Source organism: Sphaerisporangium sp. NPDC049003 (assembly GCF_043197795.1).
Classification (GTDB): Bacteria; Actinomycetota; Actinomycetes; order Streptosporangiales; family Streptosporangiaceae; genus Sphaerisporangium.
Genome location: NZ_JBICTU010000045.1, coordinates 17,363 through 31,658, shown reverse-complemented (window position 1 = coordinate 31,658; position 14,296 = coordinate 17,363). Strand labels below are relative to the sequence as shown.

General features: G+C 69.5%; 8 protein-coding genes. 2 read left to right on the top strand and 6 right to left on the bottom strand.

Annotated features, from left to right (window positions below):
• Nucleotides 1-50 precede the first annotated feature (50 nt).
• A complete protein-coding gene (locus ACGFIV_RS33365; protein ID WP_392838975.1) occupies nucleotides 51-2,954 on the bottom strand; it encodes a glycoside hydrolase family 48 protein in 2,904 nt (967 codons plus the stop codon).
• Between the two features lie 474 nt (nucleotides 2,955-3,428).
• Here ACGFIV_RS33365 and ACGFIV_RS33360 point away from each other — a divergent pair, with 474 nt between their 5' ends.
• Nucleotides 3,429-3,680 carry a DUF6158 family protein gene (locus ACGFIV_RS33360; RefSeq protein WP_358549329.1) on the top strand — a complete coding sequence of 84 codons (252 nt, stop codon included), beginning with the start codon at nucleotides 3,429-3,431 and terminating at the stop codon, nucleotides 3,678-3,680.
• 187 nt (nucleotides 3,681-3,867) lie between these two features.
• Here ACGFIV_RS33360 and ACGFIV_RS33355 read toward each other — a convergent pair whose 3' ends face one another.
• Both ACGFIV_RS33355 and ACGFIV_RS33350 read right to left on the bottom strand, forming a co-directional pair.
• Nucleotides 3,868-5,187, bottom strand: a complete 1,320-nt coding sequence (locus ACGFIV_RS33355; RefSeq protein ID WP_358549326.1) for an ice-binding family protein — start codon at nucleotides 5,185-5,187, stop codon at nucleotides 3,868-3,870.
• A gap of 354 nt (nucleotides 5,188-5,541) precedes the next feature.
• On the bottom strand, nucleotides 5,542-7,137 hold the full coding sequence (locus ACGFIV_RS33350) for a cellulase family glycosylhydrolase (RefSeq protein ID WP_358549323.1): 1,596 nt from the start codon (nucleotides 7,135-7,137) through the stop codon (nucleotides 5,542-5,544).
• 448 nt (nucleotides 7,138-7,585) lie between these two features.
• On the opposite strand from ACGFIV_RS33350, the gene ACGFIV_RS33345 reads away from it, so the two are divergent.
• Complete coding sequence (locus ACGFIV_RS33345; protein WP_392838972.1) at nucleotides 7,586-10,039, top strand: glycoside hydrolase family 9 protein; 2,454 nt, start codon at nucleotides 7,586-7,588, stop codon at nucleotides 10,037-10,039.
• Nucleotides 10,040-10,231: 192 nt separating this feature from the next.
• Here the strand turns inward: ACGFIV_RS33345 and ACGFIV_RS33340 are convergent, their stop codons facing one another.
• From ACGFIV_RS33340 to ACGFIV_RS33330, 3 genes are all read right to left on the bottom strand, one after another.
• Complete coding sequence (locus tag ACGFIV_RS33340; protein ID WP_392838970.1) at nucleotides 10,232-11,800, bottom strand: protein kinase; 1,569 nt, start codon at nucleotides 11,798-11,800, stop codon at nucleotides 10,232-10,234.
• A 10-nt stretch (nucleotides 11,801-11,810) separates the two neighbouring features.
• Complete coding sequence (locus ACGFIV_RS33335; protein ID WP_358560555.1) at nucleotides 11,811-12,818, bottom strand: LacI family DNA-binding transcriptional regulator; 1,008 nt, start codon at nucleotides 12,816-12,818, stop codon at nucleotides 11,811-11,813.
• 403 nt (nucleotides 12,819-13,221) lie between these two features.
• Entirely contained in the window at nucleotides 13,222-14,295 is a 1,074-nt protein-coding gene (locus tag ACGFIV_RS33330; RefSeq protein ID WP_358560557.1) for an LLM class flavin-dependent oxidoreductase, read from the bottom strand.
• Nucleotide 14,296 lies beyond the last annotated feature (1 nt).

Here is a 14,296-nt window from a genome sequence, read left to right as displayed (position 1 = left end):
TCAGGGGGTGCGGTGGTGTGTCAGGCACCACCGCACCCGGGCCGGTCGGATCAGGGGAAGAGCCGGCCGTACTCGGCGAGGGCGATGGCGACGTCGGCCTGCGCCCAGAACCGGTGGTAGTTGAACGTCGGGGCCGGAGCCGTGCCGTTCAGGTAGTTCTGCACCTTCGGCCAGTCCGGGTCGTTCTTGTACCAGGACCGGATGGAGATGAAGGTCGAGCTGGAGTTGATCGGGTCGCCGTTCGGCATCTTGCCGGTCCAGCCGGCCGGGATGTAGATCGGGTCGTCGAGGCGGTTGTAGTCGGCCTTGGTCTCCGGCACCGAGACGCCCTTGGCGTCCTGGTTGTTGGCCCAGATGCCGTCGAGCAGGGCCTTGGCCATGTTCTTCGCCGCCGTGTTGTTCGCCTTGGCGGCGTAGTACATCAGCACCTTGGCGTAGGCGCCTGCCACGCCGACGTCGTTGGTGTAGTCGGCGATCGTGACGTGCAGACCCGTGTTCGGCGTCGGGGGGTTGGTCCAGGTGTTCGGCTGGCCGGTCCACCGCAGCGTCGAGGGGATCTGGAAGGTGCCGTTGGCGTTCACCGTGGTGTTGGCCATGGCCCAGGCCACCCACTTGTCCAGGACGGACTTGGCGGCGGTGTTGCCCGTGGCGTAGTAGAGCTCGGCCACCCGCTCCATCGTCCACGCCTGGAAGCCGAACCACTGGTTCGACGGCGGGTCGTGGTAGACGGGCTGCCAGTCGTACGCCATGCCGTAGAAGGTCGGCGTGCCGGTCGGCGGGGCCGCGTAGTGACCCTGCCAGCTGTTGGTCGCGCCGCCCGCGATGGCGCCTTCGGCGGACTGCAGCCACTGGTAGAACTCAAGCTGCCGCGTCAGGCTGGTGCTCCAGTCGGCCACGGCGGTCGCGCCCTTGGGCTTGAGCGCGTCCACGTTCGACAGGGCCCAGGCGGCGAGCGGGTTCTGGTAACCGGAGTGGTTGTGGCTGGAGCCGATGCGCCAGGCCCAGCCGGCGGAGGTGTCGGACGCGCCGCCCCAGGCGTAGTACCAGGAGAGCAGGTAGGCCGAGCTGTCCTTGCCGGTGCCCGCCGCGCAGGAGGTGCTGGTGCAGCCCTCCTTCTTGAAGTACTTGTCGTACATCGCGTAGCGGAGGTAGTCGCCCATCTTCGCGGCCTTGGCCACCGTGGCCGAGACCTGCGAGCCCTTGCCCTGCGCGGTGGCCCACGTGTACGCCCAGTAGGCGGCCTGGACGGCGCGCGCGTCGGCGTCGGGGGCGTTGGTGTACTTCCACTGCTTGGCGTAGGAGCTGTCACCGGTGAACAGGTCCAGGTAGCCGTTCGGGCCGCCGAACTTGAAGGTGTCGCACGACGGCTGGGGCACGGTCTCGAAGACCGACTCCTCAGGCCCGCGCTGGTAGGTGTTGATGTAGGCGGGCTTGGTGGTGCCGTCGCCGCAGCGGCCGAAGCCGTAGGTGTTGTCGACGTCGAGCAGCCAGTGCATGCCGTACACGTCGCTGGTGCCGTACGCGTTCTTCAGCTCGCCCGCGATGGGGTCGACGCCGACCGAGACGTTGCCGTCCAGCTTCGACGGGTACTGCTTGATGTCGTCCCACTCACCGGCGTAGGTGGCCGGCTTGCTGGCGTTGTAGAAGGAGTTCGTCGGCTGGTCGGCCGTGGCGGGGATGATGTACTTCTCCATCGTCGCCCAGGCGTCGTTGAACCTGGTCCACGTGCCGGTGACCTGGCCGTACACCGCCTCAAGCCACAGCATGTAGCTGAACGCCTCGGAGGTCGTCTCGTGGCCCTGGTCGGGCGCCTCGACCATCAGGGTCTCGACCGAGTGGTACGGCACGCCCTGCGGTGAGAAGTACCCGTTGGCCGGGTCGTGCAGCTTGTTGTAAAGCGTGGTGAAGCGCGTGATGTACTCGTTGCCGCCGGTGGAACCGTCGTTGTCGGCCTCGGTCGCGGTGACCGAGCCGGTGGTCCATCCGGACGCCGCCGAGTTGAACGTCGCCGTGCCCGCCGTGGTGTCGGCGTCCTCGGCCGCTGCGATGGTGACGGTCTGCGCCGTGTTCCAGTTGGCGGTCGTGAACGTCAGCGAGCCGCCCGACTGCACGGTGAGGTCGGGGTCGCCGCCGCTCGCCTTCGTGGTCGTCACGGTCACGTTGGCCGTCGGGGCCTTCGAGAGCTTCACCGTGTACGTCGCGGTGCCGCCCTCGGGGACGATGATCGTGGTCGGGCTCACGACGATGGTGGAGGCCGTGGTCCCGCTCACCGTGATGCCGACCGGGGTGGACGTGGTGGCCGCGCCGGCGTTGTCGGTCGCCTTGGCGGTGAGCGAGTAGCTGCCCGCCGCGACTCCGGTCCAGCTGTAGGTGTAAGGAGCGGTGGTGTCCGTGCCCAGCAGCGTGGTGCCGTTGTAGAAGTCGACCTTGGAGACCGTGCCGTCGCTGTCGGCGGCCGTCGCGGCCAGGTTGACCGTGGCGGGCGCGGTGAAGGTCTGGCCGGCGGTCGGTGAGGTCAGGCTCACGGTGGGCGGCTGGTTGACGGGGGTGCCGCCGTTGCAGGCGACGCCGTTGACCGTGAAAGCGGTCGGCTTACCGGCGTAGGTGCCGGTGTAGGAGCCGTTGAAGCCGATGTCCGTCGACTGGCCGTTGCCGAGGGCGCCGTTCCAGCTCAGGCTCTTGGCCGTCACGTTCTGGCCACTCTGTGTCCAGTCGGCGCTCCACCCCTGGGAGACCTTCTCGTTCCCGGGGAGGGTGAAGGTCAGGGTCCAGTTGGTCCAGGCGTCGCCCTTGTTGGTGACCTTGAGGCTGGCGCCGAAGCCGCCGCCACCCCAGTTGTTGTCGACATAGTCGACCGTGCAGGCTACGGCCGCGGAAGCCGGTACGGAGGCCAGGACGGTGAAGAGGCCGGCCGCCAGGCTGGTCAGCGCGACCCACACGCCACGTCTTTTCATCCGTGAACGTGGGAGCGCTCCCGCCCCTAACGATGATGTTGACATTCTGGACGTACTCCAAAGTGATGAAAGGCGATGGATGGTACAGAAGTTGGCGCAGCGTCGGTCTCGTACCGGGTGAGGATGGTGGTGTGATATGGGAGCGCTCCCACATCGGATTCTGGTGAGTACGACAAAGATGTCAATGACGTGTCAGGCAGATTTCAGCCCGTGGACACGCCTGGCCTCGCCAGCCTGCCCGTTCTTACGCGGGCCTTAGGCCTGGCGCCCGTCCGCTCCTGAAACTTTCAGGTCGATGATCCTCGGTCCGGGAAGCCCGCGCGGGCCCGGTCGCAGGTCGGTGGATCATGACAGGCCACCTGGTGGTGGCGGGGGAAGGACGTCCGGTGACCCCCTCCGGTTACGCAGCGAGTGTGAGATATGCCGCTTTGTCAGGAGGTGACTGATTCGGGTCCATGGGTACAAGGTGGTGTCATGAACAGAGTCGATCCGAGAAACCTGAGCGTGCGAGATCTGCGCGACGAGCTGAGAGAGCTCGAGGAGTCATGGACGGAGACGCTGCTGCGCGGTTCGGAGGACGCCCTGGACGACTTCGCGTCCCGCACGAGCGAGTTGGAGGAGGAGTTCGACCGCCGGCAGAGGGAGGACGCCCCGGCCGTGCCGGAGGAGACGGCCTCGGAGCGGACCGAGGGCGACGGCCCCGGCTCACCGCCGGCCCTCACCTGAGCCGGGCACAGGCGAATCCGAACACGAGAAAGCGGAAATCCGGGCGGCGGCGCCACGCCGGCGAAATAGCCGGGAAAAATGCCCTCGTAAGCGAGAGCCGTAACCCTCTGAGAATCACAGGCCCGGAAATGCGTGGGGCCCGTCCGGCGAAAGCGGACGGGCCCCACGGCTGTTTCAGGACCTCACGTCATCCGGTGACGCCGGCGTGCGGGCGCGGCTTGTAATAGTGGTGGTGCACGCGAGGCTTCTTGTGAGCCTTGTAATGCACCTTGTGGTGAACGGGATGGTGCCCGGACCCCGCGTGGTAGGTGGAGTGGTGCCCGCCGCCCCCGCCCTCGTGGATCACGCCGTGGAGCGTGTGCAGGGTCTGGACGGTGACGAGGCGACCGTGCTTCCTGTGATGGTGCTCCCGGTCCCCGCGATGGTTGAGGAGCGTCTTGTCAGGCTCGGCGTTCTCGGCCCCCTCCTTCGCCCCCTCCTTCGCCTTCTCCACACACTTCGGGCACGCGCTGTCGGGACCCACCCGCAGGACCAGCGGTGCCGAGTGGCTGGGGCTCAGCGTGGCCGTGCCGAGGTAGCTGGCGACGATCCGGCGCGCGCCTTCCGCCAGGTTCGGCTTGAGCGTGGCCTGCCCGCTCGCGTTGAGCGTCATCGTGCCCAGGCTGACGCCGTCGCTGGTGAAGATGACCTGGCCCGTCGGAATGGTCCCCCTGGCCGTTCTCACCGTCACGGTCAGGGTGATCGGCTTACCCTGGGACCCGGGGGTCGCGCACGACGAGGTCACGGTCGTGGTGGTGGGGATGATGGTCACAACCGGGCAGGCGGGCACGGTGATCGCGTCCGTGTCCAGGGTGACGGCGCCGTTGCGGGCAAGGACGCGGCCGTTCACGGTCACGCCGGTGGTCACGGTGATCGAGGTCAGCGCGAGGATGTTCCCGGCGAAGCTGGAGTTGGTCCCAAGAGTGGCAGAGCTGCCGACCTGCCAGAAGATGTTGCACGGCGAGGCGCCGTTGACGAGGGTCACCGTGCTCGCGGACGCGGTGACCAGCGTTGAGGCCGTCTGGAAGATGAAGACCGCGTTCGGGTCGCCTTGCGCGTCCAGCGTCAGCTTCCCGGTGATCTGGAAGGTGCCCGAGGCGGAGTTGTAGACACCGGGCGTCAGGGTGGTCCCACCCAGCTCCGTCGGCACCGTCGTGGCGGGAGTCCGCGAGGCGGCGTCGTTGTAGGCGGCGGTCAGGGAGACCTGCGCCGCGGCGGCGGCCGGGTCGCCCGCGTGCCTGGCTCCGGTGATGGTGCCGGGCGGAAAGCCGGTCACCGCCGTGCCGGGGCTGACGCCGAGATCCCCGGTGACGACCGTCGCGCCGGTGTTCGTGACCGTTGTCCCGGCCAGAACCCCGAAGGTCGAGGCCGCGCCGAGCGCGACCGGCGCGGCTTGGGCGCTCGCGGCATGCGGTGTCGCGACGACGACTCCCATCGCGACCATCGCCGGGAGAGCCGCTGCCAGCAAGGAACGGACGAAACGTCGTGGCCCGCGAGGCCGACTGGCATATTTCATAAAGCGGTCCTTTGCATTTGGTATTGCTATGTGAAAACGCATTGACGATGATGCGCCTCCGGATCCACCGTACTGACCGCCGGCGTCACCATCGTTATGCGACATGCGGAAGATTTAAATCCGGGCCCATCTGCCGATAAAAAGAAGATGTCACCCGGTGTTGGATGGCATGGGAGCTATTTAAGTGACGCGGTTTTTGTCCCGCGCGCGACATAAAGTTGGCTTTGGACGTGAAACGAGGGCGTGCCGGTTCTGGCACGCCCTCGTCGGCGTCGGCGGGCCCGCTGGGCCCGTGGGGGACCCGGGTTACGAGCAGATGATGTTCGACGGGCCGGGAGTGGAGGGTCCGTTGGCGGTGAAGCCCACGACGACCGACTGGCCGGGGGCGAGGCTCGCCGCGTAGGTCGGGGCCTTCGCCGTGAAGGTGGTGCCGCTCTGGGTGACCGTGGCGTTCCAGCCGCTGCCGAGGGTCACCCCGGACGGCATCGTCCAGCTCACGGACCAGTTGTTCCAGGTCGCGGTGCCGTTGTTCTTCACGGTGAGCCCGGCCTGGAACCCGCCCGACCAGGAGTTCGTCACCGCGTACGTCGTCCCGCAGGTGGTGGAGGTCGGGGTCGGGGTCGGGGTCGCCGAGGGTGAGGGCGAGGGGCTGCCGCCCCCGCCGCCGCCCGCGGGCGGGATGAGGTACGGCTGCAGGATGCTCTGCTTGGCCTGGTCGACGGTCGTCCAGTCGTCCTTCAGGATGCCGCCGGTGTCACCGGAGTTCGGGTTCCAGGACCAGTAGGTGAAGGACATGCCGTTCACGCCGGTGCCGGTGTACTTCATCAGCTCCTGGAGCCACACCTTGTCGATGTTGCTGGCCAGCGTGGTGCCGAACTCGCCGATCATGATGGGCGCGATGTTCTGCTTGTACAGGTAGCCCCAGAACTGGTCCCAGATGGCGGGCATGTTCGCCGGGTACGCCGGGTCGTCGAACCACGCCTGGTGGTAGACCGAGGTCGCGTACTCGTGGGGCGAGTAGACGAGCCGGTTGGCCACGTTCAGCCGCACCGGGAAGGCCCCGGCCTTGGAGAGGTTGCCGCCCCACCAGCCGCAGGGCTCGTCGGGGATGTTGTCCCAGGTGTTGGCGTTGCCACCGCTCGGGCAGCTCACGCCCTCCACGAAGATGAGCCAGTTGGGCTGCACCGACAGGATGGCGTTCCCGGCGCGCTCGGCTGCGAGCCGCCAGTCGCGGGCGGTGTCGCCGCAGCCCCAGCAGGAGCCGGTGCTCTGCGGTTCCGTGCCGTCGGCGTGCGGCTCGTTGTGCAGGTCGGCGCCGATGACGGTGGTGTTGCCGGCGTAGTGCTGCGCGAGCGACTTCCAGTCGTTGATCCACGTGGTCTCGGGGACCGCCGAGGTGTACCAGAGCGCGGTCTGCCCTGCCGAGGTGGGCCGGTGGCGGTCGAGGATGATGCGCATCCCCTTGCTCCCGGAGTACTCCACGACCTTGTCGAGGATCTGGATGGGCGACAGCCCGACGAGATCGGGGTTGGAGTAGGTGTTCACGCTGGTCGCGACCGCGCCGGGCTTGATGGCGTCGTCGGAGAACGGCACTCGGATGGTGTTGTAGCCGAGGCTCGCCATGAGGTCGAGCTGGCTCTTCCAGGGGTTGTTCGCCCACAGCCCGTGGAAGGTCTTGTTATCGGTTTCCATGCCGAACCAGTTGATGCCGGTCAGCCGGACGGTGGCGCCGGTGCTGTCGACGATCTTGTTGCCGCTGGTGTGGAGATAGCCCGTGCCGGTGCCGCCCGCCGCCTGGGCGGGGGCCGAGCCGAGCGTGACCGCCAGCGCGGTGGTGGCGGCGGTGGTCGCGACCACGGTGAGCGCGGCCTGCCACCTCCTGCCGCTCCATGGAGATTTCATCGGGTGCCCTTCATCAATGAGGCGAGGCGCGATGGCACCGCCGGGGGGCGTGGTGGTCGCGACCGGATGCGGCCGGGGTCGCCGGCCGGTGGCCGGACATGCCGGGCCGCGCTGTGCGACCGGGCCGCGCTCGTCATGCTTCGGCGCACTTTTCCGGCACGTCAACCGTGAGTGGAACCGTTCCCGCTATGACCTGCGCGGGCGTATGTAACTTTCATGCCGGGCGCCCGCGGCGGGGGGAAGGCCGTGAAACTTTCAGACCGCGCCGGCGGCCGGCCGCCGGGCACCCCGAAAGTTCTCCGTGGTCAAGGGATCGCCCGTCCTGCGGGCGCCTTCGTTCGCACCGGCGCCGCCCTTGTGGGAGCCGGGGACTTTCCCGAATCTGGGAGCGCTCCCACCGGTCCCCCGGTCGGGATCGCCGCCCTCACATCCGCTGGGAGATGAACCTGTGAGACCTCATCCGCGCCGCCCCGGCCGCCGTCCCTGGTCCGGCCTGGCCGGCGCCGTGACCGCGCTGCTGGTCGCCGCCGCCGGAGTCACGGCGACCGCCTCACCTGCCCTCGCCGCGGGCTCCCAGGTCAAGGTCAACCAGGTCGCGTACGTGCCCGGCGTGCCCAAGCGCGCCACCCTCGTGACCACCCAGGGCACGCCGTCCACCTGGACCCTGAGGAACTCCTCGGGGACGGCGGTCGCCACCGGCCAGACCACCGTCAAGGGAGCCGACGCGGACTCGGGCGACACCGTCCAGCTGATCGACTTCTCGTCGTACGACACGCCGGGCACCGGCTACACCCTGTCGGTCGGCTCGGAGACGAGCTATCCCTTCGACATCTCGGCCGACCCGATCAAGAAGCTCCGGTACGACTCGCTCGCCTTCTTCTACCACCAGCGGAGCGGCATCCCCATCGAGGCCGCCTACGTGGGCGGCACGTACGCCCGTCCGGCGGGGCACCTGAACGTCGCGCCGAACCAGGGCGACAACAACGTCGGCTGCCTGTCGAGCTGTGGGTACACCCTCGACGTGCGCGGCGGCTGGTACGACGCGGGCGACCAGGGCAAGTACGTCGTCAACGGCGGCATCGCCGCGTGGCAGCTCGTGGACGAGTACGAGCGCGCGAAGGCACTGGGCGACGCGACGGCCCTCGGAGACGGCAAGCTGGCCATCCCCGAGCGCGCGAACGGGGTGCCCGACATCCTCGACGAGGCCCGCTGGGAGGTCGCCTTCCTGCTGAAGATGCAGGTGCCGGACGGCAGGGCGAACACGGGCATGGCCTTCCACAAGATCCACGACGACCAGTGGACCTCCCTCGGCACCGCTCCCGACCAGGACGGCCAGCCGCGTCACCTCCACCCGGTCAGCACCGCGGCGACCCTCAACCTCGCCGCGGTGGCGGGCCAGTGCGCGCGCGTGTGGAAGACCCTGGACGCGGCGTTCGCCGCCACCTGTCTCACCGCGGCCGAGAAGGCCTACGCGGCGGCCAAGGCCAACCCGGCCGTGTACGCGCCGGCCACCGACAGCACCGGCGGCGGCGCCTACGACGACAGGAGCGTCACCGACGAGTTCTACTGGGCGGCGGCCGAGCTGTACGCCACCACAGGCAAGGACGCCTACAAGACGGACCTGACCGGCTCGTCGCTGTACAAGGGCAGGAGCTTCAACGCCAGGGGCTTCGACTGGGGATCGGTCGGGGCGCTCGGCGACATCACGCTCGCCATCGTGCCCAACGGCCTGCCCGCCGCGGACGTCGCGGCCGTCAAGTCGGCCCTCACCTCGACGGCCGACACCCTGCTGGCCCAGATGAACGGCCAGGCCTACCCCGCGCCGTACCGCGAGACCGACGGCACCTACGTCTGGGGTTCCAACGGCCTGATCGCCAACAACGGCATGGTCCTCGGGCTGGCGTACGACCTCACCCAGCAGGCGAAGTACAAGAACGGCGTCTTCGACACGGTGAACTACCTTCTCGGGCGCAACCCGCTGAACCAGTCGTACGTGGCGGGGTACGGCGAGCAGGCGGTGCAGAACGTGCACCACCGGTTCTGGGCCCACCAGTTGAACGCCTCCCGGCCGACCGCGCCCCCCGGAGCGATCTCCGGTGGCCCGAACAGCGGCCTGCAGGACCCGGTGGCGGCGTCCCGGCTCGCCGGATGCAAGCCCCAGAAGTGCTACGTCGACGACATCGAGGCCTATTCGGTCAACGAGGTGGCGGTCAACTGGCAGTCGGCCTTCGCCTGGCTGGCGAACTGGGCGGCGGAGAAGTCCGGGACCACGACCACCCCGCCGGGCGACACCCCGCCGACCGCGCCCGGCACCCCGGTGGCGAGCGGCGTCACCAAGAACGGCGCCACGCTGACCTGGACGCCGGCCACCGACGACAACGGCGTGGCCAGGTACGACGTGCTGCGCGTGCAGGGCGGCACCGCGACGACCGCGGGTTCGACCGCGACGACCACGCTGACGCTCACGGGCCTGACCCCCGCCACGGCGTACACGTTCGCGGTCGTGGCACTCGACACGGCCGGGCAGGTCGGGCCGAGGTCGGGAACGGTCACGGTGACGACGTTGCCCGACACCGGCGGCACCGCCGCCTGCAAGGTGACCTACAAGGCGAACAGCTGGGGCGGTGGTTTCACCGGCGACGTCGCGATAGCCAACACCGGGACCTCAGCCTGGTCGTCGTGGACGCTGAAGTTCACGTTCCCCGGCAACCAGAAGATCACCCAGGGCTGGTCGGCCAATTGGACGCAGAGCGGCGCCGACGTGACGGCGACGAACCTGTCATGGAACGGATCTCTGGCTCCCGGGCAGTCCACGTCGGCCGGATTCAACGGGTCCTACAGCGGGACCAACACCCCTCCGGCGGCCTTCACGGTCAACGGATCCACCTGTGCGATCGGGTAGATCATAGTCAGGACCCCGTAGTCAAGGACATTCAAACGGTCGCGGGACCCCTATTCATGAAAAGGGGTCCCGCGACCATTTCCGCGAATGCCGGAGAAAGTATTCGAGTAAAGCATGCGGTTTTGTCGCGCGCCGTTTTGGGCGGGATACAGGATATGGAGAACGGCCGCCGGGCCCGTGCCCGGCGGCCGTTCAGGCGGCCTTCTGGAGCGCGGCGCCGATCAGGGTGAGCCCCCGTGACAGCTCGGCGTGGACGCCGGGTGTCAGGCCCCCCTCGCGTGCCCGTTCGTCGAGCTTCCTGCGTACGCCCTTCAGCCCCTCGCCGGGGTCGCCCAGCGACTGCAGAAGGTTGTGGACCACCTGCCGCAGGTCGAGCGCGACGTCGGCGCGGATGGCGCCGGTCGTCTCGCCGGCCTCCAGGGTCGCGTCGAACCGTCCCACGGCCTGGGTGAGCGTCGGAAGGGCGCGGGTGCCGGCCGGGTCGGCCGTACGCTCCGCCCCGTCAGCGGCCGTACGTTCCGGCCCGGCCGAGGTCGTGCGTTCCGGCTCGGCGGGGGTCGTACGTTCCGGCTCAGCGGGGGTCGTACGTTGCGGCTCGGCGGTGGGCGGGTTCGACGAGCCGGAAGACCGCGAGGAGCCGGGCGACCTCGGCGGGGTGGAGGACCTGGACGGGGAGGGGGATCCGTCCACGGCCTCGCGCCCGCCGGCCTCGGAGATCGGCTCGGCCGGCGCGCCCGACCGCCGGCCGGTGCCCTCGGGAGCCGGTGTGCGGCTCGGCCCCGCCTCGGTGGACCGGCTGCTCACGGCCGCCGCGATCGGCGGTGGCAGGTCCGGCCGGATCCACAGCAGGGCGGCGGTCCAGGTGGCCAGCGCGGCGACCGCGACGGAGGCCATCCGCGCCCGCCGCATCCACGCGGCCGTCTCACGACCGGCGGCGACCGAGGCGCTCAGCGAGGCGGTGAGCGTCTCCGCCACGTGCTGTGCGCTTGGCCGATCGCCGGGCTCCTGGGCGAGGCAGCTCCTGCACAGCTCGGCCACCTCGGGCGGCAGGCCCGGCACCCCGCTCGGCGCCGGGGGAGGGCCGATGCGGCGGGCCGTCTCCAGCGCCTCCCAGGTGGTCTCCGGATAGGGGTGAGCGGCGGTGAGCATCTCGTAGAGGAGCACGCCGAGCGCGTACACGTCGACCGCGGGGTGCACGCTGGCGCAGGTCAGGCGCTCCGGCGCCACGTACGGCGGGGTGCCGAAGTCGGCCAGCCGCTTGTCGACCTGCTCGCCCACGAACGCCGCTATCCCGAAGTCGAGCAGCTTGGCGCCCTCGGGCGTGAGCAGGACGTTCTCGGCCGTGACGTCGCGGTGGACGATGCCGCGCTGGTGGGCGGCCGAGAGCACCAGCGCCACCCTGGCGCCGATGACCGCGGCCTCCCGCCAGGGCAGCGGGCCTTCGGTGATCCTCTCCGACAGCGGCCGGCCGTCCAGCAGGCGCATCACGACGTACGCGGCGAGCCGGCCGCGCGCGGTGACCGTCTCGCCGTAGTCGTACACCTCGATCGCGTCCGGATGGATCAGGCGGGCGGTCGCCCGCGCCTCCCTCCGGATGAGGTCGCGACCACCGTGGTCGCCTCCGACGCTGCCGTCCAGCACCTTGATCGCGACGGTACGGTGAAGCGACTGGTCGAACGCCCGCCAGATGGCGGACATCCCCCCCGACGCGATCTGCTCGACGAGCCGGTATCTGCGCGTGAGCACATCACCTTCCCGCATGCCTCCCGAATCAAGTTGATTCACGGACCACCAGCTCCGTGGGCAGAATCGGGTTGCCGTGCGGGACCTCGTCTTCGGAGGTGATCGACATGAGCAGCATCCTGGCCGCGAGCACCGCGAGCTCCTCGACCGGCTGGCGGACGGTGGTCAGCGTCGGAGAGGTGTGCCTGGCGAGCGGGGCGTCGTCGAACCCGACCACGGCCACGTCGTCGGGCACCCGGCGTCCCGCCCGCCGCAGCGCCTGCATCGCCCCCGCCGCCATCGGATCGGAGGCGGCGAAGACCGCGTCGAGGTGCGGCGAGCGCTGCAGGAGCCACTGCATGGCGTGCGCGCCCGACGCGTGGGTGAAGTCGCCGTACGCCACGGGGACGTCGCTCATCCCCGCCGCGTTGAGCGTCTTGAGGAAGCCGTCGAGGCGATCTCGCGCGCCGGGCAGCGTGGGCGGCCCCGCGATGACCGTGATCGCCCGCCGGTTGGTCAGCAGAAGGTGCTCGGCCGCCTGGCGGGCTCCGTCGAAGTTGTCCATGTCGACGAAGGGCAGATCGATGCCGTCCGGAGGGCGCCCGGCGCTCCGAACGGCGATCCCCGAGGCGGCCAGGGTGACCGCGAGGGGATGTCGTTCCCTGGCGCCCGCGAGCAGGACCCCGTCGAAGGATCCCGTCACGAGCGGGGGCGCGGCGATCGTCGAGGTCGCCGGTGTGGCGGTCATGACGACGAAGGGCACCCCGTAGCTGGTGAAGACCTCGTCCGCGGCGGACAGCAGTCGTGCGTAGAACGGTTCGGAGAACATGCGCTGGGTGTGCTCGCAGATCACCGCCGCGACAAGCTGATCTGACCGCCGGGCCGAAGTCCCGCGGGGCGCGCGGTGCCGCACGTAACCCAGACGTGACATCGCGTCATGGACCTGGCGGCGGGTGGAGGTGCTCACGCGGACGGATCCGGTGAGAACACGTGAGGCCGTGGCGGGGGAGACCCCTGCTTCGGCTGCTACCTGGGCAAGCGTGGGCTGGTCAGCCATCCGGCTTCCTCCGCTTTCAAGGTATATCGCGAAGGCGTGGGAGCGCTCCCATTACAATAACAGTGTTTCTTGCGTGTCAACAGATGTTTCCGATAAATGTTCCACGCCGATCTGGAGGCGATGTTACGGACATATTCCAGTCGAAGAAAGGTCCCAGTCAGAGTTTCCTGGTGAAGTGGGGGGACGCCGGGACCGGAGGCGCCGCGACGGGCGCGAGTGGCACACCCCGGCCTGCCTGCTCAACTCCGCGGGGCGGGGTGAGGCGACCGGCGGAGGCCGGTCGCCCGCGTTACCGGGATGTTACCCGGGGTCTCGTGTGGGACCGGTCGTTCTGACCGGCCCCTGGCTGGGTGATATGCCCACTCTGGGCATATTTATCGCCTTTAGTGGTTATTTAGCCGTTTTATGACGTATGTACGGGCTTGGTCATGCCGTACGCGTCGGCGATGAGCTCGTACGAGCGCAGCCGCGCCTCGCCCCCGTGGACCCCGGTGGTGATCATCAGCTCGTCCGCGCCCGTACGCTCGCGCAGCGCCGAAAGACCCGCGCGCACGGTGGCCGGGTCGCCGTAGACGACGTTCGCCAGCCAGTCGCGGACGAACTGCTCCTCGACGGGGCTGTAGGGGTACGCCTCGGCCTCCTCCGGCGTGGGAAGCGGAGCGGGCCGGCCGCGCCGCAGCCGCAGCATGCCGAGCGCGCCCGTGCGTGCCCTGCGAAGCGCCTCATCGGGCGTGTCCGACGCCACCGCGCTGACGCCGATCATCGCGTACGGCCTGTCGAGCACCGCGGACGGCGTGAAGGCCGAGCGGTAGATCTCCAGCGCGGGCAACGTGTTGGCCGCACTGAAGTGGTGAGCGAAGGCGAACGGCAGCCCGAGCAGCCCGGCGAGCTGGGCGCTGAAGCCGCTGGAGCCGAGCAGCCAGATCGGGGGGCGCCCGGAGCCGGGGGCGCTCGCCTCGCCAGGGACGGCCCGGATGCGCTCGTACTGGTGCCCGGCCGGGTAGTTGTCGTCCAGGAAGGCGATGAGCTCGGCGAGCTGCAGGGGGAAGTCGTCGGCGTCCGGGGTGGCCGTGCGGCGCAGCGCGCGGGCGGTCGCCTGGTCGGTGCCGGGCGCGCGGCCGAGGCCGAGGTCGAAGCGTCCGGGGTGGAGGGCGTGCAGGGTGCCGAACTGCTCGGCGATGATGAGGGGAGCGTGGTTCGGCAGCATGACGCCGCCCGAGCCGAGGCGGATGTCGCGGGTGTTCGCGCCGAGATGGGCGAGGAGCACGGCGGGGGAGGAGCTGGCGACGCTCGGCATCCCGTGGTGCTCGGCCACCCAGAACCGGTGGTATCCCCAGTCCTCGGCCCGCCGCGCGAGCTCGGTCGTCGTCCTCAGGGCGTCTGTGGGAGTGTCGCCATGGCCCACGGTGGCCAGATCGAGGATGGAGAGCGGGACGCTCGACTCACCACGGGCGACACCACGGATCAGATCACTCACA

Coding starts and splice junctions, on each gene's coding strand:
- ACGFIV_RS33365 (WP_392838975.1), bottom strand. CDS start 2,954: ATGAAAAGACGTGGCGTGTGGGTCGCGCTGACCAGCCTGGCGGCCGGC.
- ACGFIV_RS33360 (WP_358549329.1), top strand. CDS start 3,429: ATGAACAGAGTCGATCCGAGAAACCTGAGCGTGCGAGATCTGCGCGAC.
- ACGFIV_RS33350 (WP_358549323.1), bottom strand. CDS start 7,137: ATGAAATCTCCATGGAGCGGCAGGAGGTGGCAGGCCGCGCTCACCGTG.
- ACGFIV_RS33335 (WP_358560555.1), bottom strand. CDS start 12,818: ATGGCTGACCAGCCCACGCTTGCCCAGGTAGCAGCCGAAGCAGGGGTC.
- ACGFIV_RS33340 (WP_392838970.1), bottom strand. CDS start 11,800: ATGCGGGAAGGTGATGTGCTCACGCGCAGATACCGGCTCGTCGAGCAG.